The organism is Candidatus Peregrinibacteria bacterium (assembly GCA_016699755.1).
Lineage (GTDB): Bacteria > Patescibacteriota > Gracilibacteria > CAIRYL01.
On sequence record CP065009.1, the window covers coordinates 1,280,492 to 1,306,870 of the forward strand.

Sequence of the window (26,379 nt, forward strand, 5' to 3'; positions counted from 1 at the left end):
ATGCCAGATATCAATAAGATTGCTCTTTTGCGAGAAATGTTGGAAATTGCGGAAAAGCAAATCCGCTCTGCAAAGCGAATTATCTCCGATATTTCTGGAGAAGGAATTGGTGATGACGATGATTTTATTCAGAGCAGAACCAAAAATCTCTCCTCTCCTCAGGTAGAAGAAGGAAATGTACGTGTTGTTGAGGGGGCATTTGACGGACAAAATATGATCGATTCCACAGGAAGGTCGTATCCTGTTCCCGCAAATTATGCGAGCAAAAGCAAATTAGTCGTAGGCGACCACATGAAGCTTACCATTACAGAAGACGGAAAGTTTCTCTATAAACAAATTGGACCCATAGAGCGTCGTTCAGTAGTGGGTCCGCTTACCTATGAAAATGGACAATATAAAGTACTCGCCGATGGCAAAGCATATAAAGTTCTTCTCGCTTCCGTTACATTTTATCGAGCAGACATAGGAGACGAGGTTACCATTTTGCTTCCAGAAAATCAGGAAGCTGAATGGGGTGCTATGGATGCCGTAATTCCTAAAGCAGAATCGGACTGATCATGAAGGAGATTCGTGTTATTCTCCTCGAAAACATTCGCTCTCTTCATAATGTTGGAGCGATTTTTCGGAGTGCAGATGGTGCTGGATTTCAGCATATTATTTGCTCTGGATATACTCCTCGTCCAGATGATGTGCGAATGAAAAAAGTTTCCCTTGGTGCCGAGGAATCTCTTTCTTGGAGTCATGTACCTTCTTCAGTTGATGCGGCACATCGCCTTAAACGAGAAGGGTTTTTTCTGTTGGCAATGGAAACAGTGCCAAAAGCAACAAACCTCTTTTTTGAACCCTCTTTTCCCGAACCTATAGCACTTATTTTTGGACACGAAGTAGATGGCATTTCTTTGGAGCTCTTGTCTCTTGCAGATAAAACCTGTTTCCTTCCGATGCATGGAGCAAAAGAATCGCTTAATGTTTCGGTCGCCACCGGTATTGCTCTCTACGAGGTACAGCGAAAGCGAAATTTCTCATGAGTATAATTTGTTTTTTCGTGGCTTATGTTCCTTCTCATAGACTTCTCTGTGTGTTCCTATGTCCATCAGAACAGCTCTAACATCCTCTTGTGTCTTTTCCAGTATGTAAAGAATTCTTAAAAAAGACCCAACGCAAATACTCCTTTCCCCTTGGTGTTGTCCTCTGAGAGGATGATCCCTTAGTCTTGGATCTCGGGGGTCTCGTTTAAACGTCTCCATTGCCTTATCTACTCTTTTTTGATCAGAAGGCGCAAGTTGCCTGTATGATTTTTCAAAATTTCTCTCAGTCTTAAGCTTCACAGCAAAAAATAGTTAAGGAGAGTGTACCATACCTTTGTCATCCCAAAAAAGAGAAAATGACGATGATCCTTTTCTGGCAACAGCTTTTTTACTTTTTCCCCTCTTTTTTTCCTTCTCCAATGCGAAAATATCCGCGAATAGATTTATCGGTTCCAAATGAAATACTTTCGCCATCACACTCTTGACAGACAAACTTCGTATTTTTTTCCTCTCTCTTTTTCACGCTCACAAGCGTTTCGCAATTGTGGCAGTAAAACACAATTTCTTGATTCTCCCACTCTTCTTCTGGAATTGCTCTCGATTTAATTTCATACGCCATTGAGAGATCTATCTCACTCAGCGGGGTGTTTGCATCGTCTTTTTCATTATCAGCGTAAAACTGATGACTCTCGCTCATCGGTATCGGAGAAAGAAAGTTGTTGTCGATCGATATGTGGTTCTTCTGGACGAATATTTAAATTGGGGGTAAAGGGGGAATTTTTTGACAAAAATACGCTCTGCACCTCTTCTCTTTTTACTTCTCGAAGTGAAAGGTATCCTCCAAAGAGAACAAGCGTATGAGAAAGAATAGTTCCAAAAAGCCCAAAACGAATTTGTGCGGTGGAATCATTCTGCATAAGCGAAGAGAAGACAAAAATATTAATAAAAAGCGTATATATGGCAAGCGTTCCAATCCCTGTCCAAAGCTTATTGCTCGAAATGCCAAAAGTTTTTGAAGATCCCAAAAAGCGGTGAATAAAAATGAGAAGTGATCCTCCAGAAAAGAAAAGTGAGAGAAGTCCAAAAATGGGAAAAATGCCAAATCCACTCTTAATATCTGCTACTCGTTGCAAACGTCCCTCTGCAGAAACAAGCTGATCCGACTGAAACCAGGGAAGAAACACAAAGAGGATTCCCAATATTGCGCCAAAAAACACATATTTCATCGAAATGGGAAGCCGACGAAAATCGCGAAGAATGGCTTGTATATTCACCACAAGAAAAAGTCTACTTTTCAGAGTAACGAACAAACAGAAGAGAAGCAATTTGACATGATTTTTATTTATGGCGGAAGTAATTTTTTGAATATCTTGCGGTTTTATTTTTTGTTTCTCCAAAGAATACTTCCTGTGCTATGGTGTATGCAAAATATCCTTCTTGGTATGCCAGAAAAATATCAGCTCATCACCGGAGATATGACCGTGCAAGATATTATTGATACCTACCCTGAGGCGGCAGATATGCTCGGAGAATGGGGATTAGGATGCTCTATGTGTCATATCGGTGCCATAGAATCGATTGCCGATGGGGCGGCAGCACATGGATTTACTCCAGAGGAAATCGAAGATCTTCTCAGCGACCTCAACGAATTGGCAAAAAGCCAGAAAGAATCCGAAGAAAAAACCAACGTGTAAACTCTTTTTTCGATCAGAAAAAAAACATGATTTTACGAGATGACTTTTCCGCATTTTGCAATGCCTTTCTCCGAGTGTCAGAGGTTCCCGATTCGTGGTGTGTCAACGGATTACAAGTTCCAGGAAAGGAGAACATTGAAAAAGTGGCACTTGGAGTAAGTGCGAGTCGAAATTTTTTGCAACAGGCGGCAGATTGGGGGGCGGATGCTGTTTTTACGCATCACGGACTTTTTTGGAAAAGCGGAGTAAAAACCATTTCTCCTCTTCTTGCCGAACGCCTCCGCATTCTTATGAGTCATAAAATTTCTCTTTTCTCCTTTCATCTTCCACTCGATGCCCATCCTGAAGTGGGGAACAACGTCACCATTGCTCACGCATTGGGCGCAAAAACAGTGCGGATGGAAGATATTTGCGCCATAGCAGAATTTTCTTATTCACTCTCCTTTTCCGATTTTGAGGGGCAATGCCAAAAAGTGTTTGGGCGATCAGCAGTATTCTCTGAATCTTTTGAAAAAGAGGAAATAAAAACCATTGGTATTTGTTCCGGTGGTGGAGCGGATTACGCCGAGAAGTGTTTTTCTGCTGGAGTGGATGTCTTTTTGACGGGAGAAATTTCAGAACATCACTATCACGATTTTGCCGAATTCCCATTGCCGTTTTTGGTGTTTGGGCATTATACCACTGAAACATTTGGAGTTCGGGCAATGCTTCCGATGCTTCAGCAGCAATTTCCGTCTGTTATATTTTCCTTTTTTCCTGAATCATGTCCGGTATAATCCGAGAAACAGAATTTCCCTCTTTTGAAGAAGCTGCCCGTGGGAAACTCGTTCCCATAGAACTTGACTCTGCTATTCCATTTCCAACTAAACGTGTGTATTACCTTTGGGGTGTTCCAGTGGGAGCAGTTCGTGGCGGACACGCACACACTATTGAGAAGGAATTTTTTATCTGTCTTCGGGGACGGTGCACGCTCAAATTTTCTACAGACGGATCACCACTCCAAAAAATTAGCCTTAACAATCCTAGGCGCGGTATTTTTGTAGACAACCTTGTGTGGCACGAATTCTGTGATTTTTCTCCAGATGCTATTTTGCTTTGTTTTTCCTCTACTTCATATTTACCAGATAATTATATTTCTGATTTTGAAGATTTTCGAAAGGTCTGCAAAGAGCAGTAAAACGCGGATTCTCCTCTTTTATGTCGGAAATTTTGGCAATGGAAATCGAACATTCTCTTCAAGCACAGAGAGGTTTTGGACTTCTGTTTTGGGGAATTTTTGAAGAATATGATCAATGACATTTTGCACGAGTATTTCTGGAACCGATGCACCAGAGGTAATTCCGATTCTCTGTGCTTCTTGTAAAAAATCGTCAGGAATATCTTTTGGAAAATCAACAAGAAGCGCACGAACACCAACATTTTCTGCCGTTTCTCGAAGACGATTAGAATTTGAGGAATGTTTGGAGCCCACAACAAGAATAGAGTCACATTGCTTTGCGAGTTCTTCTGTTGCTTTTTGTCGATTCGTGGTGGCGTAACAAATATCCTTTTTTGACGGAAGAACGATTTCGGGAAAAAGACGTTTTAATGCTGTCAAAATTTCTTCCGTTTCTCGAACCGAAAGGGTTGTTTGTGTGAGTACTGCTATTGGTTTCCCCTCTGGAACATCTTGTGCTGAGAGCGCTTTTACATCTGAAACACTCTCGATAAGTCGCATTTCTGCCACACCTGTTGTCCCTTCTACTTCTGGGTGTCCTCGGTGCCCGATAAAAAAGAGAAAGTGTCCTGTCTTTGTAAGTCGCGCTGCTTCAATATGAACTTTCGTTACGAGTGGACAAGTGGCATCAATAAGAATGAGGTTTCGTTTTTCTGCTTCTTGACGAAACTTTGGGGAAACTCCATGTGCCGAAAAAAGATATATGGACCGATTGGGAATGGCATCCAAATCTTTTGAAAAAAGAACTCCTCGTTCGCGAAGAGTATTTACCACGTGTTGGTTGTGCACCAAATCGTGATTGACATAAAGAGGGGTTCCAAAGCGACGAAGTACTTCTTCAATAATCTCAAGCGCACGATTTACTCCAGCGCATGGTCCCCGTGGAGAAGCGAGCACAATGGTTTTTTTTTCTTTCATATTAATATTATTTTCGTGGTGGACGAAGAACCCAGCGAAACACCGAGTTCGTAAGAGTTAACACAACTGATGCCAAGAAATATCCCCCAAAACCTCCTTCGATATTGACCATAATTGATGAAGACATCTCCTGAAAAACCCACTGCACAAGAAGCAGAATGATCATGTTAATTATAAGGAGGAAGAGCCCGAGAGTAAAAAAAACAAACGGAAGTGACAACAGCTTAAGGAATGGTTTTACAAAGGTGTTCAGAAGGGCGACAACAATCCCCACAAAGACAAACCCCATCCACACGGGACTAGATTCTATATGAAAATACTGCGGAACTATTTCAGCGGCAAGCCATACCGCGAGACTATTGGAGAGAATGGCAATTCCAATTTTTCGTAAAAAGCGACGAAGCATGGGGGAAAAAATATACCCTGTCATTGTTCCGACCAAGAGGGAAAAAGTCAAAAGACACTCTTTCGTGTTTTTTGGCTATTCTTTCTGTTTTTGTTGTGGTGCCACTCTCATACCGGCTTTTCTGATTTTCTCATTATACCTTGTCGGTTTTTCCAAATTCATCAAACGTGTGTTTTAAAAAAGAGTGCTTCTAGGAAGCAGGAGTGGGCGAGGGGTAATTACGATGTACGAATGGGAGAATCGTTGCATAAAACCCTTTTTTTTGGCACAATGCAGGGAATGATTTGCAAAATAAAAACACAAACCTCAATGCACTTTTTTTCTTTTCAAAAATGTTTCTTGCTTCTCAACTAGGATTCGGTCCACTTCTTGAGATTTATAGTGAATATGGAATAGAAATGCTCTATCTCTTTTTTGGGGTGTTTGGGCTTGTGATATTTAGTTTTTTGGCGAATAAAATAAATGCTTTGTGGCTCAAAAGGAAAGAGATTCTCAAAGAAATCAAAAAAAAATCGCTTCCAAAAGACTTTTTTTTTCATTCAGTAGGAAACGGTGGTGCACGTTTTGTGCTTTGGCATTTGGGAGGACAAATGATAAAGGAGGTCGATCAAAAGCTTTTTTTTCAAATTTTACCTCAAATAGATCTCGGTTCTTCTTTGGGTGCAAAGATTCTTCAAGTCAACAAGTGGTTTCAGAATGGAGCAATACAAGAGGATATGCGAGAAGCACTTACAGCTTTTTTTGAGCGGCTTGAAGATCATAGGGGTCAGTCGGAGGGGTATATTTTACAGCTCAGGGCATCTGACAGAAGAGAGCTTTCTGTTTCCCTAGAGGCGATTGATAGTGCTTTCCTGAAGGGCGATGCTTCTTTTGTAAGCACAGGAGATGCTGTTCTCCAAAGACTCCGTCTTCTTTCAGAACGAAAAATCCGAGATGAAGAAGAAATTCTTTTTTCTTTGGCACACAAATATTTTGTTTTGGGAAATATCGTAGATGCACGGAAGAATCTTCAAGAGGCATTTGATTTGGAACAAGGGGCGTTTGGTGCTCGCTCGCAAGAGTATTCTCGTTTTCTTGGCGACTTAGCCCTTTGTGATTTTTTTGAAGAAAATTACCAAGAGGCGCTGGGTTCTGAGGAGCCCCTCGTTGACACTGTCCGCAAATACCTTATTGATAAAGATCCGAATACGGGAACATACCTCAATGCTTTGGGGAAGGTGTATTTAGAACTTGGACGAGGAGCCGATGCGGTAAAATGTTATGAAGAAGCGCTTTCGGTATTTTTGCGATTTTTTGGAGAGAAACACCTTTCCGTTTCTGATACGTTCTTTAATCTGGGAGAAGCGCACCAAGAAGCAAAAATGTACGGAGAAGCCATCAAATTTTATGAACAATCTCTGAACATTTTACAGCGAGTTGCTTCGGGGTACATTCACTTTTCTGCCATTACCTTAGAACGAATTGGTATCTGCTATTATCTCAATAAAAGTTACGAAAAATCGATAGATGCCTTTCAAAAATCCCTTAATTTCTATAAGGATTGGTACGGAGATGATCACTCGTTTGTCGCTCGGGCGTCGAATAATTTTGGAGGGGCACTGTTTGCAAAGAAGGAATTTCGTCAGGCCATGGAACTCTATCAACGAGCGCTTTCAGTGCAGACAAAAATATTGGGAGAAAAGCATCTCAACGTCGCCATTACCTACAGCAATCTTGGAGGGGTGTGGAAGGGGATGGGACAATATCCAAATGCCATTGAATGCTATGACAAAGCCATCGAAATTCTCAAAAAAAATGGAGGAGAAGAACAGGCGGCCGTGGCGGTTGCTTATGACAATCTTGCTGGAGCACTTCGAGAGCGTGGAGATTTTGAGAAGGCATTTGATTTCTATACAAAGTCGATTGCTATTTCTCAAAAGATATTTGGGGATTTTCACCCCAGTATTGCCAGTTGTTATAATGGGATGGGAAAACTTTTTCGTCTTCAGAAGCAAATCGAAAAATCTCGAGAATATCATCAGAAAGCCATGGAAATAAATATTTCTTTTTTTGGAAAGGATGGAGTGGAGACCGCAAGGACATACGAGAATTTAGCACGTGTTTTTTTGGCGGAAGAAAAACCTCAAGAAGCACTACCTTACCTCAAGAAGGCGCTTGAAATATTTGGACATGAGTTTGGACCTCAGGATATTGATGTGCGACGAGTACGCGATACTATCGCTCTTTTGGGATAACTCTTTTTTCATAAGCGAGAAGTAGCCCCTCTGATACAGCAGGAATAAGCCGTTTCATTTTGGTTTCATCAATATTCCATTGAGCAATATTTTTTTCATCTGGATTCCCGAGAAATGGGCGAGGAATATCTACCGCAACGCCAGAGAAGAGGGAAAGATACCGAGCTCCGAGGTGTTGTTGAGGAAAAAGGCGATATGGAGTATTAAAATCCACAGGATAGCCATATTCCTGAAGAGTATTTGCAAATATGTTTGAACGAATTTCATCCGCAATACAAACATTATTCTCGTCGGATGTTATCATGTTTACTGATCGAACTTTTTTTTGATTCTCTGTTTCCAAAAGAGCGCCAATGTATTTTTCTAGGGTATCTGGTTTCTCATGCTCTCTTGGGGAAATGTATTGCGAAGTGGGCCACATGGTGTGGTTATCGTAAAAAAATCCATTGGGCGAAAGATGTTGTTGAAGAAATGCAATTATAGCGGCTTCGGTGTCTCGACTTATTTTTTTTAGGAGCATATCAACTTCAGGAAAGCGCTCTCTGTCAAAAATATTTCGAACAGCAAATGCTTCTGTGCGATTCGCGTCTACAATCCCTCGGTGATAATGTACTCGCGTTACTGCCACGTTTCGTTTATGAGAAAGCTCTGTGGCGACAGAAAAGGCAAGATCTCGTGCTCCAAAATCATATTCTAGCTCAAGATATGTTTGAAATATCTCTTCGGGAATATGAGAGAACGCATTCTTTATCTGTGGAAAGGCTTCTAAAAATACAATATCCCTGCATCCATGAGGACAGTTGAGCACAATATCGAGCGGTACACTTGGGTCTCCAAAAAAAAAGACATCTACCAAGACATACCCATTGTGATTGACCAAGATAATATCTTTCATGTTTTTTCATGAAATATTAATGTAATTATGGCTTTTTTTTCAAAAAATACAAAATGTTAGGAGCGCAAATTTTCATTTTCTAGCGAAAATCCATCTCTGTTTAGAAAATCCAAGGGCAGTAGTAGAGCTGACGTGGAGAAGGCGCACGAGTAAATCCATTTCCGCCAAGAATGAGAATATTCGTTTCTTTATTCATTCAAAAAAATTGCAACTTGCATTCTGCCAGTTTTTCGCATTTTCTTGACACCCCTATGGGGTATATGTAAATATCGCAATATGAAAGAGAAGAGTGAGAAAATACTTCATCGGCTTGCTATTATTCGCGGACAAATTGATGGCATTCGAAACATGATTGCTTCCGAGTCTGATTGTAAAGATATTCTTGTTCAGTGGAAAGCCGTGCAAAGGGCGTTTTCATCAACAGGAATCGAGCTTCTAGAAGAGTATCTCGATCGTTGTGCTCGTCAAAAGAAACTGAACGATTCAGAGGTTCTTGAGGTTATTCGCCAATTCTCTCGTTTATAATCTTTCTTGTTTTCCTATGAAAAAAGCGTGCCCTCTCTCTGCTGAAACCGTCAATTCTGTACAAGTTCGTTTTGTGGCAGGAGGAGTGATGATTATCGCTTTTTCTCTTGTTATTACTCCAAATATTCTTATTGCTACACTTTTGACAGTGGATTTTTTTCTTCGGGGATTTGTTCGCCGATTTTCACTTTTGGGATGCACGGCACGAGTATCTGCACGTTTTTTGGGAATTGGGAAAAAAATAAACGCTGGACCAAAACAATTTGCAGCAAAACTTGGGTTTTTCTTCTCGGCGGGGATATTCCTTTCTCTCCTTTTTGGGGCTTTTGAGATAGCATCTTTCTTCGCAATTCTCCTCGTGTTTGCCGCCGGTCTTGAGGCGATTTTTGGATTCTGTTTGGGGTGTTATATTTTTCCGCTGTGGGTTCATGTTCGATCTTTTCGTGTTCCCAAAAAATATGCCAATATTCTTGGTTCGGCGCTTATGTCTGTTATCATGGCATTTCTTATGTCTGGTGTTTTGACGTTTTTCAATCTTGGTGCTGTCTCCTTTTTTGTAAGTATTTGGATGAAATCTTTTTTGAAATCAATTTTTGTTGCTTTTCCTGTTATCCTTCTCGTTCGCCCCTTGGTAGAAAAACTCGTGCGAAAAATGGTGATATAACAAAACTACTCCGATTTCTTTTTTGAGAGTTCGTAGAGAATTAATGCGGCTATTCCAAGGGAAATAGCAATATCTGCCACGTTAAATACAGGGAATTTCCACACTGCAATAAAATCTGTCACGGAGCCAAATGCAACGCGTTCCCAAAAGTTTCCGAGTGCGCCACCAATAATACTTGCAATAGCACATTGTTCCCATTGTGTTTTTGCCTTTTCTTTGCCATAGCACAAGAGTCCGAGTAGAAGGAAAATAGTGAGAAAAACCTGAAAAACGAGCGGAACAGGAAGAGAGAGTGCAATGCCAGTATTTCGATGATATTCAAAGGCAAAAAGCCCAGGGATAATTTCCACCGTGTTTCCTTGAAAATACTGTTGTACTTCATATTTGCTGATAAGGTCGAGGAAGAGAATACTAGCAGTGATGCCGATGGGAAGGATGAGAAAGTTCATGGGATTTAGAAGAGCAGGATTTTCTGAATTGAATACTAATGAGAAGTAGAGCACAACTCAACTGAGGCTTTCGCTTGATCTACAAAAGTAGAAATCCTATAGGTCGTTTAGAGAGAAAAATTGACGACGATTTTAAAGAAATATCTACAAAAGTAGAAATCCTATAGGTCGTTTAGAGACGAAATGCTAACCGATGATGCCCTCCATCTACAAAAGTAGAAATCCTATAGGTCGTTTAGAGTCGGAAATAAACGATATTATTATCGCCATCTACAAAAGTAGAAATCCTATAGGTCGTTTAGAGTTGTGCCCTGTATTGTCTGCCTCTTAATATCTACAAAAGTAGAAATCCTATAGGTCGTTTAGAGCCAAGCGAGTAGCAATAAGAATGTTTGGTGGGAAAGGCACAAAAGAAGGGATTGTAGACCCTGTATTAAAACGAATAGCGAATAAAGCAAAGCTAAAAGAAGCGGCTGCAAAGAGCAAAACAAAAGAAGCCGTTAAGACCCAGAAAGCTATAAAAAGAGAACAAGAGAACATGGCGATTTTTGCTGATGAGTTGCAGAAAAAAGGATTAAAAATGGGTGATGGCTTTAGTATGACCGATACTGCACCACTTACAAGACAAGAGCAACTTCTTATAAAAGAAACACAAAACAAAGAAGAGGCAATGAAGGTCGCTGAGTATATCTACAAGATGAGACTGGAAGGGAAAGCTGTTGGTGAAGGCTTTACTGTTCAAGACCTCGTAGACACACCATTATCAAATCCTACAGATAGAAATATTAATCTACCTGGAGCACCAGAGGACAATATTATACCTCAATCATCAAAAAACAATCGAAATCCAATCCAGCCGAGTACGAAAAGCACTGCAAATCCCCAAGTCATAGATGAAAAAACACCACCTATACCTAAGCAAAAAACGCAAGTAAAGTCAACGGTTACAAAGCCAGTTGAACCAACAATTAAAACAGCATTTGCAACTGACTCATCAGGAAAAGTTAAAGTATCATCAGTATTGGATTTTTTAGAAAAATCAGTAAAAAAAGATGACCTAGGGATGATAAAAATAGCAAGAGATACTGTTGATAATATAGGGCAATCAAGAAAGACGAATCTACAAAAGTAGAAATCCTATAGGTCGTTTAGAGGTTCATTGCACCTAAGCGGTAAGCGTTATCTACAAAAGTAGAAATCCTATAGGTCGTTTAGAGAAGACCAACAAATGTGGACACAGGCGAAATCTACAAAAGTAGAAATCCTATAGGTCGTTTAGAGCACATAGATTTACTCGTTCATTTGTTAAATCTACAAAAGTAGAAATCCTATAGGTCGTTTAGAGCTAAATAAGGGGAAAATAAAATCTCCTATCTACAAAAGTAGAAATCCTATAGGTCGTTTAGAGGAGAGACAAAAGAACATTTACACCACCGATCTACAAAAGTAGAAATCCTATAGGTCGTTTAGAGCTAAATAAGGGGAAAATAAAATCTCCTATCTACAAAAGTAGAAATCCTATAGGTCGTTTAGAGGAGAGACAAAAGAACATTTACACCACCGATCTACAAAAGTAGAAATCCTATAGGTCGTTTAGAGAATACAAAAGCCACTACCTCGCCATTCTATCTACAAAAGTAGAAATCCTATAGGTCGTTTAGAGCAATATGTAATTACTTTACAAATTACATATCTACAAAAGTAGAAATCCTATAGGTCGTTTAGAGTCGGAGAGACAGTCGGGAAGTCATATGTATCTACAAAAGTAGAAATCCTATAGGTCGTTTAGAGAACCGACACGATAAAACAGTCGGCTCGCATCTACAAAAGTAGAAATCCTATAGGTCGTTTAGAGCAAATCAGAAGCCATCCACTCTATAAATCTACAAAAGTAGAAATCCTATAGGTCGTTTAGAGATATAATCCTGAAAAATACTTTACTCTTATCTACAAAAGTAGAAATCCTATAGGTCGTTTAGAGTTTTTCTTTTCGTTGAATTGTTCATATTATCTACAAAAGTAGAAATCCTATAGGTCGTTTAGAGAGTAAATCACGAAACATTTCTTCTTGTATCTACAAAAGTAGAAATCCTATAGGTCGTTTAGAGTTGTGGTAGACTACATTGCGTATCGCATTATCTACAAAAGTAGAAATCCTATAGGTCGTTTAGAGACATTGTGGCAAGACTCACTGAAATCAAATCTACAAAAGTAGAAATCCTATAGGTCGTTTAGAGAATCTTCTTGCCCTGTGTATAAGTCGGATCTACAAAAGTAGAAATCCTATAGGTCGTTTAGAGCAAATCAGAAGCCATCCACTCTATAAATCTACAAAAGTAGAAATCCTATAGGTCGTTTAGAGATTATAAGAATGATGATAACGTTTCTTAATCTACAAAAGTAGAAATCCTATAGGTCGTTTAGAGCCTGAAAAAGGTGCGAATGAGATCTTGATCTACAAAAGTAGAAATCCTATAGGTCGTTTAGAGTAACCAATGAAGACTATCCCATCTACGATCTACAAAAGTAGAAATCCTATAGGTCGTTTAGAGAAACGATTAACAACTCCACAGGAGTTAATCTACAAAAGTAGAAATCCTATAGGTCGTTTAGAGGATGTTGTCACTGACGGATTCGGCTCTATCTACAAAAGTAGAAATCCTATAGGTCGTTTAGAGCTATGACGTCGCACAGTTCATGACAATAATCTACAAAAGTAGAAATCCTATAGGTCGTTTAGAGACAACGTACTTCTCGCAGATGATGAGCTGATCTACAAAAGTAGAAATCCTATAGGTCGTTTAGAGATAACCAACGAAGACTATCCCATCTACGATCTACAAAAGTAGAAATCCTATAGGTCGTTTAGAGTCTTTCAGAAACGAACGCAGGGTCTTTGATCTACAAAAGTAGAAATCCTATAGGTCGTTTAGAGAAAATAACATTTTCCTAAAACGGCTTTAATCTACAAAAGTAGAAATCCTATAGGTCGTTTAGAGAAGAAACCAACCGTATGCACGCGCAACATCTACAAAAGTAGAAATCCTATAGGTCGTTTAGAGGCTCATAGTCAATTCAGACGCCGAGAGATCTACAAAAGTAGAAATCCTATAGGTCGTTTAGAGCTTTTTTCCAAAGAGGATATTCTCTGTTATCTACAAAAGTAGAAATCCTATAGGTCGTTTAGAGACAACACCCTCCAACAGAGAGCGTACATCTACAAAAGTAGAAATCCTATAGGTCGTTTAGAGAATTATTTCCTTGCGAGAACCAAGAATATCTACAAAAGTAGAAATCCTATAGGTCGTTTAGAGTCTCGGACAGAAAAAATACGCCACAGATCTACAAAAGTAGAAATCCTATAGGTCGTTTAGAGGTTGGTGAAGGTGCTGAGAGAGTGTATGATATCTACAAAAGTAGAAATCCTATAGGTCGTTTAGAGAGACGACGGAGGAAGACGAAGAAATGAATATCTACAAAAGTAGAAATCCTATAGGTCGTTTAGAGTTACCACAGGGAGAAGATGGGATGACGAATCTACAAAAGTAGAAATCCTATAGGTCGTTTAGAGAGTAAAATAACGTTCAGCCGTGTCATGTATCTACAAAAGTAGAAATCCTATAGGTCGTTTAGAGACTTTTTCTCCACCATTCGTCAAATAATCTACAAAAGTAGAAATCCTATAGGTCGTTTAGAGATGAAGAATTCTGCTAGTACAGGTTATCTACAAAAGTAGAAATCCTATAGGTCGTTTAGAGACAAAAATGATGTTGCCTATGGAACTATCTACAAAAGTAGAAATCCTATAGGTCGTTTAGAGAGCAAATTTGTTTTGGAGAAGCCGAAAAGATACAAACCCCGAAAATATTCAGGACGACTTTTTGGCTTTTCTTCATGGTGTCTTTTTAGAAAGACAGAGGTTTGCAATTTTTCTCAAAAAGCCCCATACGGATTTCCACCAAATATTGGTGAATTGAATTTTTAAAGAACGACCAAAGATCACCATCAGTATACCATTTCTGTTTTCGAAATCCAGAAAATTATACAAAAATAACCGCATCGTCTTTGTTGGCGGCGTATCCATATTTGATGGTTTTTTTCTCATCCGACTGCGAAATAGGAAAAATAAGCACGCTATCTGCTTGGCTAAATTTTTTGAGAAACTTCCCCTCAATCTCCGCCAGTACCAAGTTTAAAATCCGCTCACTACTCTTGAGTTCAAACACAGAATACTGCACGCGCCAACCATATTGCTTCAGAAATTTGGAAAATTGCGTCCGTAACTTGTCATTTTGAATGTCGTAGGTGACAAGAAGCATTTGTTTTTTTAGACAGAAAATACAGGGAGTTTTTCCATTTCATCACGGATGAAACAGCGGTAGTAGCTTTGCACATGGCGAAAAATATCCTCTTTTCGTTCCACAATGGCATTGGTAAAAATACGAGCGTACTTTCCTCCATTTTTCCATGGCAACATATATTGGTGTCCGTGAATATCAAAATCTTTTTCATCAATTTGCTTGAGTCCATATGCATTGCGAAGCGCACGGTCAACAAGACATCGAAATGGCTCCACCATGTCACACACGAGAGATTTTCGCTCATAGAAAAACTGATGATACACGCCGCAATATATGTCGAATCCATAGAGTCGCAAATGTGCCTCGAGAATGTGAAAAAGAATGGTGTAGCCCATGTCGAGCAAGGTATTTGCTGGATCAAACTTGGTTCGTGGTTTTCTTCCGTGCCAGCTCATCTCCCGAAAATATGCACCAAAAAACAGTTTTGCCACGCTTCCCTCAATTCCCAAAAGTGATTCATTATTTTTCGCTTCGGGAATTCCTTTTGCTATTTCTCGAATATCTGCGATGGCTTTTTTCTCAATATCTGTTTTTTTTCGAATCGATTGGAGGAGTGCGAGTTGATTTTTAATTTTGTTGTGCACAAGATGCCGTGCAATGGGCAGTGAATCTGATAGAAGATATTGGCGTTTTCGAAGAAGAGTGTTTCCTTCAGTTTTTGCCCCAAGCGCGGCGTAGACGCGGAAATTTTGATTTACAAAAAAGAGTGCGACTCCGTTTTTGATTATTTTCTGGAGAAAGACGCTCGAAAAGGTTCCATGTCCAATAACAAATAAAGCAAAAATTCGATGAAAAGGGAGTTGAAACAAAATTTCCTTTTCTTTTTCAAGAATGAGATTGTTGTTTTGAAAACGCAAATGTCGTGCGTCTTCGGTAGAGAGAAAGAGAATCTGTTTTTCGCAAAAGTCTGGGTACGAAAGCATAAGAAGAGGGGAAATTATAATTCCGCCTTAGAATCGCAAAGTTCCGCATAAATACATCGGGCGCACTTTTGCGGATTGGGTACGAAAGGCGTTTCGAGAGAAAAATGTCGCAATTCCTCTATTATTTGGAAAAGCTCATCTTTTTCTTTTTGCGTTGGAACAGGAATTTCAAATCTCGTATTGGTCGAGAGCGAGTAAAGAACAATCTTCTGCACCAAAAACCCCTCTTCTTCTAAGCATATTGCTTGCGCCCATACCTGATATTTGTATCCATCGTAAATGGTCGTTATTTTTCGCTTCCGTTCTACCAATTCACCGGTTTTGGTGTTGAAAAGGTCTATTTTGCCACACACGCCAAGCGTATCACTCCAAATTTCTAAACCTTGAATCCATTTTTTTGAAGTGGAATAGGTTTTTGTGTCGATACTTTCGTGAGCGATATTTCCCTTTTTCTGTGGTGTATCGTGAAAAACATTCGTGGAATATTGTCCGTACAGGTTATGAAAATAGAGTGATCGTGGACAAAAGACAAAGTCGTTCAGCCAAGTAATTTGAATGTATGATTCCATGTGTATGTTTTTGTTTTCCTTCGCTGAAAAACGAAAGCATGTGTATTATAGCATATTTTTTATAGATGTTCTTTTGAAAAAAATGTTCCTCAAAACAATGATGTTGTTCATCACTCTTGAGGATTGTGAGGAAATATAAGACTCACGACTTATTTCTTCTTTCTCTCTTCTTCCATTGCCTTTTTTGAAGAAAAATAAGAGAGTTGTCGTTTCCACTCTTCCCGATCAATTAAAAACAAATCCCACTCTTTCTCAGAAATGAAAAGGTCAAGATCACTTGTATTCTTGTCTTTCTTTGGTCTTCTATTTTCAATCCATTTTTGAATATGAGCATTTTCAAAATTCTCAATAAGTGTTTCAAATTGTCGGGAACATTCTTTGAAAATTTCTTCCCCTTTTTTTTCTGAAAAATCAGGCAATAAATTTTGAAGAGAAGCATTTCTTATCTGGAATCCAATGCTTTTGGTAAATTGATACATAATTTTGAAAAAGAAGGTAAGCCAATCCTTATTAATGTGAAACAAAGTTATCCCACTCGGCATTGCTTACGAACAAATTGTCCCACTTCATTTTTTCGCAACCTCCATTTTTTTCCGAAAAATCTGAGATTTTCTTGAGAACTAAAATTCCCTTTCGAGCAATATTGTATGCTCCGTTATCATCTCCATTTTTTGGAAGATCTTTTCCAAATTCTTCGGATTTTCTGCTATCAAAAAATGGTTCTACAGGAGAGAAAATGAAGTCTTGTTTATCGAATATCTTTGCTTGATCATCAGTATTTCGTATCTGGCAAATAAGGTTGATATAGAAAATAAGATCTTTAAAGAATTGCACATGTTCTTTCGTATTTAAGCTTTCAATCTGACCAAGAATATTCCCCGTCATAATATCGATTTCAGCCTCTTTGAGTAATTGCAGTAAATTCTCGGTTATACTTGCATAATGATCATATCCACCTTTATTGTTATTTAAATGTCGATTCCATCGAAAACGCTCTACTGATGAACAAATCGTCCAAATGGTGTTTTGAGGATATTCTTTTTGGGTTCGAAAATTCTTGATGTCATAGGTAAATTCAAATCTTCCGTTCGAAAATTCAATCTTCGTAAAATTTTGAATATCTGCCTTTGCTTTTTCTGCACTGGAATATTTGAGATACAAGTGTGGTCGCCATCCGGTTATAGGATCAATACGTGATGTATACGCTGCTTGCGTATAGAAAATGATTCCGGTCTGTTTTCCCATATCTTTAAAGGTCGTAAATGGAGCAGCGAGTTGGTACGCTTTCAAAAGATGCCCCGCTTTTTCGAGGTTTTTCTCTCCTTTGTTCACGAGAAAATTGAGTTTTTCGATGAGAGCTTTTTCAAGTTGTTGATATACGGATTTTTCAATTCCACCACGAATTTGTTTAAATCGCATGTTCAAGTCTTCAAAGACAATAATGGCATTATGTTGAATGGCAAGATCTGCAAGTTTTCGAACAACTTGTGAAATATATCCTTTCTTTAGATCCTTAATTCCTTCTACTGTTTGCCAGTCTTTGCGTTCTTGTTCACGATTTTTTGCTTTTTCTTCGAGTTTTTCAGCGTAGTTCACTCCAGTAATTTCATTAAGAGTTCCACTATCTAAAATTTTCCCTTCTTGTGTAATTACTGAAAAATATGCCAAATGTTTTTCTCCTCGATCTACGCCGATAATGTTGATTTCGGGATTATTTGCAAGAAAGTTGTTGATTTTCACGTTGAACTGGAATGGGTCGCTTTTCGTTCTATTCAGGGTGAGGGGGACATGGAAGAAAATTTTGTTTTCCGTAAAGCGATTTTTTTGAAAGGCTTTTTCTTCTTTTTCGAGTATTTTTCCGCTTTTCGTTGTTATTTTCTCTTTTTTGAGATCTTTTGTTTTGGGGCGATAAAAAATCTCCGCTTGTCCATTGAGTTTCATAGGGAAATTTTGTTTTCTGTTTTCTTCCGAAAAAAGAGATTCAAAATAGAGTGTGTGAAGATTCTTTGCTCCTGTTGCTCCTTCATTCCAGTCTTTGTTTTTGATTTGGAAGAGATAAAGTTCGCCATTTTGATTTTTCTCGTTAATGTAGGATTCGGAAATATCTTGAAAAGTTATTTTATAACCATCTTCCGAGACATCTCGAAAAAATTCACCAATATTCTCCTGATACAATTCTGTTGTCTTTAGGTGTTCAAAATCATACCCCTTCCAGCCATCATATTTTTTTAAACAATCTTTATAGAAATCAATGAGCTTCTGCATACTGTTTATTGAGAAAGTTTCTCCTTTTTTAAATTCAGCATTTTTATAAATATTCCAAATTTCTTCTGATGGTTGGAAAAACTCTAGTCCTTTTGCAGAAAAACAGACTTTTGGGAACATTTTCGCTTGATCGGGGAAAAATTTATATACCACTTTTTCGTATTTTCCTTGTTCTATATTTTTTGAGAAATTCTGAATATTTCGGTCATCAAAAATCTTATTGTTTCCTTTTGACATGAGTCCTAAATAATATTCCCCATTCTTTCGTAAAATTACCGCTGAATTATCGGATTCTTTATTTTTATCCCAACCATCAGCAAGTGTTGGATTATCAAAATTCAATTTCCATTTTTCCTCACTATACGGCTTTTTTGTCAGATAATTTCGGAGTTTGTTGTAGACTTGTACGATTTCTTCATATGCATTTTCATAGAACTGTAAATATCCGTTTTCTGGATTCGTATAAAAAGCATCGAGTTCGTAATCCGTTTGCCATGCCCTTTTCTTCTCTAGTGCAAAATACTTTGCCATTTGGTAAATAGTCAAAATCGAATCGGAAAAGTTTTTGATGATAATTTTTGCGTTTTGGTCGAAAACAAAATGTGAGAGAAGATTTGAAAAATCTTTTTCAAAAATCTCATATCCAGATTCTACTTTCTCTCCAGTTTCTGAATTTGTTTTTTCAGACCTAAAAAGGGACAGAAATTCAAACTCAAAAATTGCTAAAAACTGTTCCCATATTTGTTTTTCTTCAAAATTTTGAATTTCATAATACCGCTCTTTCCAAAATTTTTTTGAAGGAATTTTTTCGAGAGATTCTTTGATATGGGAAAGAGCAATAAAATCGGAGAAAGAATATCCACCATCTTTTTTCTTGGCAGAAGTAGAAATGATTTTTGCGCTTCTTAGTACTTCATAAAGTGCTTCCTCAACGGTTTCTGTTTCGTTTGTCCATTTATGAAAAATAGTATTGATGGCTTCTTTAGAAAGGTAAATTTCTTCTAAATGGTATTTTCCCTGATCTACAAGAAAATCTTCAAAAAGTCTTTTGAGGATGAGGGCTTTCAATTGAGCAGTTTTGTGAAAAGATTTGAGTATGTCTAAAAGTTTTTCGTCATTTTCAATTTCATCAATAAATTGTTCTTTCTCGCTGAGAATTTGTTTATCAAGTGATTTAAAAAACGGTAGTTTTTCTCCTTTGTGATCTTGTCTATATTTATTAATGAATTCATTGAGACCCTTGAGCTTTTCACCATTTTTGAGCGCTTCACCACCTAAAACTTTATTATAAAAATTAATTCCATCTTGCAGAAAGCAAGTGTTGTAAAAATTGATTGAGAAGATTTCGGAGAGTGATTTTCCAAAGTTTTCTTCGACTTCTCTAAAATCAACTTTTTCTTTAAGACACTCAAAAATTTGAATATTGTCGCAAAAGCGTTTGAGGTTTTGGTCAATAATTCGTGTCGCTAGTGCCGTAGATGTTCCATCATCCTTGTAAAAGTTCTTTCGGGTTTCGAAGAACTTGCCAAAATATCCAGAAAAGCCCTTCCAACTGTCAAAAATCGAAACAAGTTCCCCGGTTGATTCATCAGCAACCATACTTCCTTCTTCATTTTCATACCTTTCTTTTAGGATTGCCTTAAAAACAGCCTCTTCAAAAAGAATTTCTATGTTTTTGTTCTTTAATCCTGAATATTTTTCCGCCCATTCTTTTCCTTGTGTGTTAAAAAATTGCACGATTCCTTTCCGTAATTCTCCCTCTTTTTTTTGTATTTCTTTTTCGTACACTTTCTTATCGATTTTCCATTTCTTAAAAATCTCAAAATATCCATCGAGTTCGGATAAAACTTTGCTCTCCAATGCCTCTTTTACAAATTCTCTGTGGAGTCGATCAAAATATGGTTTGGTTGCTTCGTATTTTTTTTGAATAGTTTCATCTCTTTGAAAGACTTTTGTTTCCTCTAACATTTGCTGTGTCTTTCCCACAGGTTTTAACTCAAACCTCAGCGTCTTGCTCAATGAATATTGATTCGTAAATGACGAGAAAAGAGAGTTGTTCATGAGAATTAGGTGAAAGAAAACAGGTTTTTTGAATATTTTTCATCCTATTCCTCTCTCATCACAAATCGCAAGAAAGTTTTTCACTTTACCACTCTCTTGGAAATGCAAGTGAAAAACATGGAAAACATCATTTTTTTCGTGAAACAATAACCGTTGGTTTCTGATTTTTCGTGATCCGTTTTTTTCTGATCTTCTTTTTAGTATGCGCTCTTTTTGCTATTTTCGCAAATATCGCATCCCCTGCTCAACGTTTCATTTCCCAATGGATCAGGAACACCCCAGAAGACAAAATTTTTCGCTCTGCATATTTTTCGCCGTATTTCGCCTTCAAAAAATTCGTCTGTAAAACGCTTTCGCTTTTTTTAGTATTTCTCCTTTCCGCTTCGACTGCCTTGGCAGATGTCATTGCACCACTTCCTCAAGAAGATTTGTTGCAGCTTTTTGTTGACCCCAACCCCTCTCAAGAATCATCAGAAGAAACGGTATCGCCACCAGAAGAAGAGGGCAGTGGTCTTTTCGCTCCACTCCCAAATGAAGAGTCTCAAACGCTTTTTATAAATCCCGAAGAAGATATTCCAGAAGAGGTTCCAACAAGCACCCCCGAGGAAAACACCACTCCTTTGGCGAAATTTGGCGAAATTTTTATCAGCGAAGTGGTGACCAATCCCAAAACAGGCGAAGAGGAATGGGTGGAACTTGCGTTAATGATTGACGAAACGCGCGATATCTCTGGTCTTTTGCTCTTTGATGAAGTGGGGAAAATATTTACCATTCCCCAAAACACTCTTTTAACTCCAGGGGAATTCCTCGTTTTTTCTGGATGGGGAAGCAAACTCAATAACACGGGAGATTCTGTATTTCTCAAAAATGCCAATGACGAAATCCTTGCTTCTGCGGAAAATATTCCGGCGCTTAACAAAGGGCAATCGTGGTTACCAGAAGAATCTATTATTGGAGTTCCAACCGCGGGAGCAGAAAATGAATGGGCACCAAATCCTCCGCCAGAAGAAGTGCTACCTCAAGATTCACCAGAAGAAGAAGTGCCGGCTTCCGATCCTCCGCAAAATGAGACACCACCAAACGTGTTTCCTCCAATCACTTCCGACGATATTTTAATCAACGAAGTACTCACAAACCCAGAAATAGGCGAAGAAGAGTGGGTGGAAATAATTTCGCTGGCGAATGAAGAAAAAAGTCTTGCTGGATGCGCCTTGTTTGATGCCGTTGGAAAAATCTACTCGTTTCCAAATGAGGCGAGCATCGCACCTAACACATTTCTCGTGGTTTCTGGATGGGGAAGCAAACTTAATAACACGGGAGATTCTGTATTTCTCAAAAATGCCAATGACGAAATCCTTGCTTCTGCTGAAAATATTCCGGCGCTTAACAAAGGGCAATCGTGGTTACCAGAAGAATCTGTTATTGGAGTTCCAACCGCGGGAGCAGAAAATGAATGGGTTTCTGATCCGTCTCCTTTAGAAACAGAAATCGTTTCTGAAGAAAATCTTCCCGCTGATATTGTGATCAACGAAATTATGAGTCATCCCAAAATGGGAGAAGAGGAATGGGTGGAGCTGTTTTCTAATGCGGAAACATCATTTGATCTCGGGGGATTTTTTTTGGCGGATGCAACTGGCGCGTTTTATGAGATTCCCGAAGGAACCCTGCTTCTTCCCGAAACATATCTTGTACTCTCTGGATGGAGCGGAAAACTCAATAACAGCGGTGATGAGATTTCTCTTCTTTCTCCCACAAAAACAGAAGTTGTTGCTCCGACTGTTTTTCCCTCACTCAAAATAGAGGAATCGTGGGCATTTTCAGAAGACGGATACCGAAAAACAAATATTCCAACACCAGGACAAAAAAACCGTTTTCCGATTATTTCGTATGAAGAAAAAACGGCAACTACTCCAAGAAAAACTCCTATTCCACCACTTGCCAAAACACCGGCAACTCGTTCATCTGTTCGAGCAGAAGATATTGTTTTGCGAATTTCCGAAGCACTGTTTCATGGAACAGAAGAGGATTTTGTTGAGCTCTTTTGCGAAAAATGTGATACCGATTTATCAGGAATTCGTGTGGGTGATGACGATACATTTTTTGAGTTTCCCGAGGGGAGTATTCTTCCAAGTGGCGCATTTGTCGTGCTCCATCTTGCAAAAGAAAAGCAAGAAGCGCGGCAAGAGGAAAACATATGGCACTTTTGGACAAAGAAAAGTGGACTCACTGGAACCGATGAAACACTCTTTATTCTCGACTCACTCGGAACAGTAGAAGATGGACTGTGTATTGCAAATCGCAACGGAAGCTTTTCACCGGGAGAAGAGGATGATGTTGTTCGACTTATTCGTGAGCAGGCATTTTCTGGAATTCATCCGCTTTCAGAGGATGTGTGTTTCGATTCCCGTATTCTTGGAAAAGACCGATCCCTTGTAGCAATACCAAAAAAAGTGGGAACCGCCGCACAAAACGCTTTTGACGCATCGCCCACTCCGGGAAAACCAAACCCTGCTCCACCGCTTCGAGCAGAGGGAGTTTCTCTTTCGCTTTCCGATGGAATTCTTCTCCCCGACAATTCTCTTTCGTTTCGTATTCAAAATACCGGAAAACGAATGATTTCTTTGCGTGGATTTTCGCTTCAGACAGGAGAAAGTGTGTCGCCACTTCCAGAGAGTGATCTTTTTCCAAATGAATCGTCTTTTTCTTTTCTTACTGTTTCTGGAACCGATCGTATTTTCCTCAAAGATGCATGGGAAGCTGTTTCTGCAAAGTTTTTGCTTTCGGAGGCGCGAAATGCTGATATTGGTGCAAATCGTTTGGTGATTTCTGAAGTACTCGTCAATCCCGACGGTGTTGATGTAGGAAATGAATTTTTAGAAATTCAGTGTCTTACAGAAGAATGTCCTGCAGAGGAATTTGCCATTTTTGTGGGGGAAAATCGCATTCCGTTCTCAAAAAAACTCCGGAGGGGAGAATATTTTGTCTTTTCCGATATTGCTCTTCGAAACAGTAATCTGCTCGTTCAGGTGTTCGATCTTTCTTTGGGAAAAAAGGATGAATTTTCTTTAGAAAATTCTCACTCTGGAGAAAGCATGGTGCGCTCTGAATCTGGTTTCCTTGCAACTTTACTCCCCACTCCAAAAACAGAGAATCGCATATTTACCAAAGAAATGAGGGGAGACTCTGACGGAGATGGTATTCCCGATACATCGGAAATACTTTTAGGCTCCAATCCTTCCGAAAAAAATTCTATTTCAAGTGTGGAATATCGTTTGTTTCAATCGTTTGTACGCGCAGGAACGCAAGTAGAAGCAAAGGAAACACCAGACGGTATTCTCTTTGCTGGAAAGGCACTTCCCGAAACGGATATTCACATTGTCCTTCATTCTGATATACGAATTGTTTCTGCAAAAACTGATGCAGAGGGAAATTTTTCCGTCCTTTCTTCGCCAGATATTCCGTCTGGAGTGCATCGGGCGGATGTTGTGATGACTTCAAAGAATGGATTGCCACTTATTATCAAAGATGTCACGCAGGTTTATCTCAGTAAAAATCCGAGAGAAGGATGGCTTTCTGGCGTACAAATTGCTCAGGTACTTCCCAATCCCGAGGGAAAGGACGCGGGTCAAGAGAGTATTATTCTTCGGAATACGGAAAATCACTCTGGCATTTTGGCAGGAGCGGTTTTGAGGAGTGGAAATCGAGAAATTCATCTCCCAAAAATGGATTTTCTTTCAGGGCAAGCACGCGTTTTGCATGGAGATCTTGTTCCCCCTCTTCGCAATACAGACGGAAGTATTTTTCTTGTGGATGCGGATGGAAACACAATATCCACTGTCTCTTGGAAAACCGCAAAAAATGGAAAATGGATAGGACCAGAAGCTCCGATCCTTCCTTTGAAAGCAAAAAAGGTGAAGGCAAAAAAATCTGCTCACGCCTCTTCGAAAAAAGCATCAAAGAACTCTGGATCAGAAGAGGCATCTTCATTTCCGGTTCGACAAGAGATTCACGGAACATTTGGTGGTATTCGGGGGAATATGTTGGTGATGCTCGGTGACACCGGAGAAGAATCGGAATATCCAATTTCAAACAGAGTTTCTCCACGGCTTTTGAACCTTTTACTTTCTGAAGGGGAAAAAATTTCGGTTGTTGTAGAAAACGGCAAAGTATTTTCTGTTGATGCACTTCCAGAGCTCTCCTTTTTTCCTGTTCCCCCTTCTTTTCATGCGTGGGGAATTTCCTTCTTTCTCTTTCTTGCTTTTTTCTCGGGATGTCTCTTTTTCTTGCTTCCAATAGGAATTCGGTTTGGAAAATATTTTGGGTTTCCCAAGGCATCTTGAGAGTGAGAAGTATTCTCGAAAAATACGAATTTTGATTTGATTTTTCCCCCGAAAGGCGTATTCTAAAGCGTGATGAAAGGGTATAAGGCATTTCTTTCGGGTTCTGGTGTTCGAAACACTGCTCAACGGCGGAAAATTTATGCTGTGGTTATGCATCAGTCATCGCATTTCACAATAGATGATATTGTTCAACTTGTCCCTTCCCGAGCAAGCCAAGCAACAGTCTATCGGATGATTGGACGAATGAAGCAAATTGGGCTTATTGACGCACACACTCTTGGAGAAAAAACGGTATATGAAGTTGCACAACCAGAAGAACATCATGATCATCTCGTGTGTGAAAAATGCGGACATATAGAGGAATTTATTTGCCCAGAGGTTGAAGAATTACAAGAGGGCGTGGCGGCAGAATATGGTTTTCGCCTCGTTCGACACGAACATGTACTCACAGGAATTTGCTCAAAATGCCAAGAGAACGCAGAAGAATTCAAAAAGAAACATTAAATTTGTAGTCACCGTCGTCGTTACCAAATTCCGCTTCGGTTCTTAAAAGTGTTTTTAAAAAAACCTTTCCCTTTTTCCCAAAAAAGAGGAAAATAGGAGTGTTCTTTTAAAAACAAAATGAAGCTTCTCTCCCAACTTTCCCAGGGTGATCTTCGGGGAAAACGTGTCTTGGTTCGTGCCGATTTCAATGTTCCCATTTCTGAAGGAGTCATTACCGATGACACTCGTATTCGTGCTACAATTCCCACTATTCAACACATTCTTACTGCCGGAGGAAGTGTTATTCTCTGCAGTCACCTCGGAAGACCAGATGGAATGCCAAACAAAAAATATTCCCTTGCCCCTGTGGCAAAACGCCTTTCTGAACTGCTTCATAAAGAAGTTGTTTTCCTTCCAAATCCACTTGAAGAAAAATCTTCTCTTGGCAGAGAAGGAGAGGTGGTGCTTCTTGAAAATACTCGATTTTTCGCTGAGGAGGAGGCAAATAGCCCACTTTTTTCTGCACTCCTCGCAAATGGATGTGATCTCTATGTGAATGATGCCTTTGGAGCCGCCCATCGTGCTCACGCAAGTACTGCGGGGGTTGCCGATTTTCTCTCGGGATACTCAGGACTTCTCCTTGAAAAAGAAGTAAATGCGCTTTCTGGAGTTATGAAAGATCCAGATCATCCGCTTATTTTGGTGCTCGGAGGAGCAAAGATGAAAACGAAAATTGGAGTACTCAGAAGCTTTATTAAAAGTGCTGACAGTATTCTTTTGGGGGGCGGAATTGCAAACACCTTTCTCGCCGCAAGCGGAGTGAACGTACAAGAATCACTGTATGAAGAGAAGGAAATCGAAACCGCAAAGGAAATTTTAGACCAAGCAACAAAAAATATGTGCTCTATTCTTCTTCCGATTGACGCTGTTGTGGCAAAAAACACGGAAGATGCACAACACCACAGAATATCTTTGGTACAAGAGCTCTCGTTGGGAGAAAAAATATTTGATATTGGACCGGAGAGTCAGAGGAAGTTTTCGGAAAAAATATGTTCCGCAAAAACCATTCTCTGGAATGGCCCAGTGGGACTTTCTGAAGTTTCTCCGTTTGAAGTAGGAACACGAGCAATTGCCAATGCCATGACAGAGAGCAGTGCAAAAGTAATACTTGGAGGAGGAGATACTCTTGAGGCTATTGCACGACTTGGATTTTCGGAAGATCAATTTTTCCACATTTCTACAGGAGGCGGTGCCATGCTCGAACTTCTTGAGGGAAAAGAGCTTCCCGGAGTTATGGCGGTCTCGTAATAGCAGATTCTCAAAAACCCACAGAAAACAGCAGAAGAAA

At 39.3% G+C, this 26,379-nt stretch carries 23 protein-coding genes and 2 CRISPR repeat arrays; of the genes, 11 read left to right on the plus strand and 12 right to left on the minus strand.

The features are described 5' to 3' along the window. Positions 1-555 carry a hypothetical protein gene (locus IPN35_05730; GenBank protein ID QQS59055.1) on the plus strand — a complete coding sequence of 185 codons (555 nt, stop codon included), beginning with the start codon at positions 1-3 and terminating at the stop codon, positions 553-555. Positions 556-557: 2 nt separating this feature from the next. Beyond that, positions 558-1,028: a TrmH family RNA methyltransferase gene (locus IPN35_05735; GenBank protein QQS59056.1), complete on the plus strand. Its 471-nt coding sequence runs from the start codon at positions 558-560 to the stop codon at positions 1,026-1,028. Here the strand turns inward: IPN35_05735 and IPN35_05740 are convergent. The 3 genes from IPN35_05740 to IPN35_05750 all read right to left on the minus strand — a co-directional run bounded on the left by IPN35_05740 (position 1,023) and on the right by IPN35_05750 (position 2,305). After that, positions 1,023-1,328 (minus strand): type II toxin-antitoxin system mRNA interferase toxin, RelE/StbE family, encoded by a 306-nt coding sequence (locus tag IPN35_05740; GenBank protein ID QQS59057.1) that lies wholly within the window; start codon positions 1,326-1,328, stop codon positions 1,023-1,025. The two genes, IPN35_05735 and IPN35_05740, sit on opposite strands and share 6 nt — an antisense overlap. 88 nt (positions 1,329-1,416) lie before the next feature. Next, entirely contained in the window at positions 1,417-1,725 is a 309-nt protein-coding gene (locus IPN35_05745; protein ID QQS59058.1) for a hypothetical protein, read from the minus strand. After that, the gene (locus tag IPN35_05750) at positions 1,697-2,305 is read right to left on the minus strand and encodes a hypothetical protein (protein ID QQS59059.1); all 609 of its coding nucleotides are present in this window, start codon (positions 2,303-2,305) and stop codon (positions 1,697-1,699) included. The genes IPN35_05745 and IPN35_05750 overlap by 29 nt, the downstream gene beginning before the upstream one ends. 144 nt (positions 2,306-2,449) lie before the next feature. On the opposite strand from IPN35_05750, the gene IPN35_05755 reads away from it, so the two are divergent. From IPN35_05755 to IPN35_05765, 3 genes are read left to right on the plus strand one after another with little or no spacing between them, the layout of a single operon-like run. Then, positions 2,450-2,722: a DUF1858 domain-containing protein gene (locus tag IPN35_05755; protein ID QQS59060.1), complete on the plus strand. Its 273-nt coding sequence runs from the start codon at positions 2,450-2,452 to the stop codon at positions 2,720-2,722. A 26-nt stretch (positions 2,723-2,748) separates the two neighbouring features. Then, positions 2,749-3,498 carry a Nif3-like dinuclear metal center hexameric protein gene (locus tag IPN35_05760; GenBank protein QQS59061.1) on the plus strand — a complete coding sequence of 250 codons (750 nt, stop codon included), beginning with the start codon at positions 2,749-2,751 and terminating at the stop codon, positions 3,496-3,498. Further along, positions 3,486-3,899 (plus strand): FdtA/QdtA family cupin domain-containing protein, encoded by a 414-nt coding sequence (locus IPN35_05765; GenBank protein ID QQS59062.1) that lies wholly within the window; start codon positions 3,486-3,488, stop codon positions 3,897-3,899. The genes IPN35_05760 and IPN35_05765 overlap by 13 nt, the downstream gene beginning before the upstream one ends. 18 nt (positions 3,900-3,917) lie before the next feature. Here the strand turns inward: IPN35_05765 and ispH are convergent, their stop codons facing one another. Together ispH and IPN35_05775 are read right to left on the minus strand one after the other, a co-directional pair. After that, positions 3,918-4,856 carry a 4-hydroxy-3-methylbut-2-enyl diphosphate reductase gene (gene ispH, locus IPN35_05770; protein ID QQS59063.1) on the minus strand — a complete coding sequence of 313 codons (939 nt, stop codon included), beginning with the start codon at positions 4,854-4,856 and terminating at the stop codon, positions 3,918-3,920. Between the two features lie 7 nt (positions 4,857-4,863). Further along, a complete protein-coding gene (locus IPN35_05775; protein QQS59064.1) occupies positions 4,864-5,286 on the minus strand; it encodes a phage holin family protein in 423 nt (140 codons plus the stop codon). Positions 5,287-5,594: 308 nt separating this feature from the next. Between IPN35_05775 and IPN35_05780 the strand changes: the two genes are divergently transcribed. Next, positions 5,595-7,496 carry a tetratricopeptide repeat protein gene (locus tag IPN35_05780; protein ID QQS59065.1) on the plus strand — a complete coding sequence of 634 codons (1,902 nt, stop codon included), beginning with the start codon at positions 5,595-5,597 and terminating at the stop codon, positions 7,494-7,496. On the opposite strand, the gene IPN35_05785 is transcribed toward IPN35_05780, so the two are convergent. Then, positions 7,477-8,391 carry a hypothetical protein gene (locus IPN35_05785; GenBank protein QQS59066.1) on the minus strand — a complete coding sequence of 305 codons (915 nt, stop codon included), beginning with the start codon at positions 8,389-8,391 and terminating at the stop codon, positions 7,477-7,479. The two genes, IPN35_05780 and IPN35_05785, sit on opposite strands and share 20 nt — an antisense overlap. A gap of 240 nt (positions 8,392-8,631) precedes the next feature. On the opposite strand from IPN35_05785, the gene IPN35_05790 reads away from it, so the two are divergent. Both IPN35_05790 and IPN35_05795 read left to right on the plus strand, forming a co-directional pair. Continuing rightward, complete coding sequence (locus tag IPN35_05790) at positions 8,632-8,916, plus strand: metal-sensitive transcriptional regulator (protein ID QQS59067.1); 285 nt, start codon at positions 8,632-8,634, stop codon at positions 8,914-8,916. 16 nt (positions 8,917-8,932) lie between these two features. Beyond that, on the plus strand, positions 8,933-9,580 hold the full coding sequence (locus IPN35_05795; protein ID QQS59068.1) for a DUF4395 family protein: 648 nt from the start codon (positions 8,933-8,935) through the stop codon (positions 9,578-9,580). 5 nt (positions 9,581-9,585) lie between these two features. On the opposite strand, the gene lspA is transcribed toward IPN35_05795, so the two are convergent. The 6 genes from lspA to cas12a all read right to left on the minus strand — a co-directional run bounded on the left by lspA (position 9,586) and on the right by cas12a (position 20,208). Then, the gene (lspA, locus tag IPN35_05800) at positions 9,586-10,029 is read right to left on the minus strand and encodes a signal peptidase II (protein ID QQS59069.1); all 444 of its coding nucleotides are present in this window, start codon (positions 10,027-10,029) and stop codon (positions 9,586-9,588) included. Between the two features lie 77 nt (positions 10,030-10,106). Next, positions 10,107-10,397: direct repeats of the CRISPR family, unit length 36 nt; unit sequence ATCTACAAAAGTAGAAATCCTATAGGTCGTTTAGAG. Between the two features lie 750 nt (positions 10,398-11,147). Continuing rightward, positions 11,148-13,849: a CRISPR direct-repeat array (repeat unit 36 nt; unit sequence ATCTACAAAAGTAGAAATCCTATAGGTCGTTTAGAG). Positions 13,850-14,069: 220 nt separating this feature from the next. Then, a complete protein-coding gene (cas2, locus tag IPN35_05805; protein ID QQS59070.1) occupies positions 14,070-14,348 on the minus strand; it encodes a CRISPR-associated endonuclease Cas2 in 279 nt (92 codons plus the stop codon). Between the two features lie 8 nt (positions 14,349-14,356). Beyond that, a complete protein-coding gene (cas1, locus tag IPN35_05810; protein ID QQS59071.1) occupies positions 14,357-15,313 on the minus strand; it encodes a type V CRISPR-associated endonuclease Cas1 in 957 nt (318 codons plus the stop codon). 14 nt (positions 15,314-15,327) lie between these two features. After that, complete coding sequence (gene cas4 / locus IPN35_05815) at positions 15,328-15,882, minus strand: type V CRISPR-associated protein Cas4 (GenBank protein ID QQS59072.1); 555 nt, start codon at positions 15,880-15,882, stop codon at positions 15,328-15,330. A 149-nt stretch (positions 15,883-16,031) separates the two neighbouring features. Next, entirely contained in the window at positions 16,032-16,361 is a 330-nt protein-coding gene (locus tag IPN35_05820) for a hypothetical protein (protein ID QQS59073.1), read from the minus strand. A 31-nt stretch (positions 16,362-16,392) separates the two neighbouring features. After that, the gene (gene cas12a, locus IPN35_05825) at positions 16,393-20,208 is read right to left on the minus strand and encodes a type V CRISPR-associated protein Cas12a/Cpf1 (GenBank protein ID QQS59074.1); all 3,816 of its coding nucleotides are present in this window, start codon (positions 20,206-20,208) and stop codon (positions 16,393-16,395) included. A gap of 170 nt (positions 20,209-20,378) precedes the next feature. On the opposite strand from cas12a, the gene IPN35_05830 reads away from it, so the two are divergent. From IPN35_05830 to IPN35_05840, 3 genes are all read left to right on the plus strand, one after another. Next, on the plus strand, positions 20,379-24,548 hold the full coding sequence (locus IPN35_05830) for a lamin tail domain-containing protein (GenBank protein QQS59075.1): 4,170 nt from the start codon (positions 20,379-20,381) through the stop codon (positions 24,546-24,548). Between the two features lie 72 nt (positions 24,549-24,620). After that, complete coding sequence (locus tag IPN35_05835; protein ID QQS59076.1) at positions 24,621-25,052, plus strand: transcriptional repressor; 432 nt, start codon at positions 24,621-24,623, stop codon at positions 25,050-25,052. A 117-nt stretch (positions 25,053-25,169) separates the two neighbouring features. Then, on the plus strand, positions 25,170-26,339 hold the full coding sequence (locus tag IPN35_05840; protein ID QQS59077.1) for a phosphoglycerate kinase: 1,170 nt from the start codon (positions 25,170-25,172) through the stop codon (positions 26,337-26,339). The last annotated feature ends 40 nt before the right edge of the window (positions 26,340-26,379 follow it).

Excerpts from the sequence above, each read along its gene's own strand:
- lspA (QQS59069.1), bottom strand. The coding sequence starts at position 10,029 with ATGAACTTTCTCATCCTTCCCATCGGCATCACTGCTAGTATTCTCTTC.
- IPN35_05755 (QQS59060.1), top strand. The coding sequence starts at position 2,450 with ATGCAAAATATCCTTCTTGGTATGCCAGAAAAATATCAGCTCATCACC.
- cas4 (QQS59072.1), bottom strand. The coding sequence starts at position 15,882 with ATGGAATCATACATTCAAATTACTTGGCTGAACGACTTTGTCTTTTGT.
- IPN35_05820 (QQS59073.1), bottom strand. The coding sequence starts at position 16,361 with ATGTATCAATTTACCAAAAGCATTGGATTCCAGATAAGAAATGCTTCT.
- IPN35_05840 (QQS59077.1), top strand. The coding sequence starts at position 25,170 with ATGAAGCTTCTCTCCCAACTTTCCCAGGGTGATCTTCGGGGAAAACGT.
- IPN35_05775 (QQS59064.1), bottom strand. The coding sequence starts at position 5,286 with ATGACAGGGTATATTTTTTCCCCCATGCTTCGTCGCTTTTTACGAAAA.
- ispH (QQS59063.1), bottom strand. The coding sequence starts at position 4,856 with ATGAAAGAAAAAAAAACCATTGTGCTCGCTTCTCCACGGGGACCATGC.
- IPN35_05780 (QQS59065.1), top strand. The coding sequence starts at position 5,595 with ATGTTTCTTGCTTCTCAACTAGGATTCGGTCCACTTCTTGAGATTTAT.
- IPN35_05765 (QQS59062.1), top strand. The coding sequence starts at position 3,486 with ATGTCCGGTATAATCCGAGAAACAGAATTTCCCTCTTTTGAAGAAGCT.
- IPN35_05735 (QQS59056.1), top strand. The coding sequence starts at position 558 with ATGAAGGAGATTCGTGTTATTCTCCTCGAAAACATTCGCTCTCTTCAT.
- IPN35_05785 (QQS59066.1), bottom strand. The coding sequence starts at position 8,391 with ATGAAAGATATTATCTTGGTCAATCACAATGGGTATGTCTTGGTAGAT.
- cas1 (QQS59071.1), bottom strand. The coding sequence starts at position 15,313 with ATGCTTTCGTACCCAGACTTTTGCGAAAAACAGATTCTCTTTCTCTCT.
- IPN35_05795 (QQS59068.1), top strand. The coding sequence starts at position 8,933 with ATGAAAAAAGCGTGCCCTCTCTCTGCTGAAACCGTCAATTCTGTACAA.
- IPN35_05835 (QQS59076.1), top strand. The coding sequence starts at position 24,621 with ATGAAAGGGTATAAGGCATTTCTTTCGGGTTCTGGTGTTCGAAACACT.
- IPN35_05730 (QQS59055.1), top strand. The coding sequence starts at position 1 with ATGCCAGATATCAATAAGATTGCTCTTTTGCGAGAAATGTTGGAAATT.
- IPN35_05745 (QQS59058.1), bottom strand. The coding sequence starts at position 1,725 with ATGAGCGAGAGTCATCAGTTTTACGCTGATAATGAAAAAGACGATGCA.
- IPN35_05760 (QQS59061.1), top strand. The coding sequence starts at position 2,749 with ATGATTTTACGAGATGACTTTTCCGCATTTTGCAATGCCTTTCTCCGA.
- cas12a (QQS59074.1), bottom strand. The coding sequence starts at position 20,208 with ATGAACAACTCTCTTTTCTCGTCATTTACGAATCAATATTCATTGAGC.
- cas2 (QQS59070.1), bottom strand. The coding sequence starts at position 14,348 with ATGCTTCTTGTCACCTACGACATTCAAAATGACAAGTTACGGACGCAA.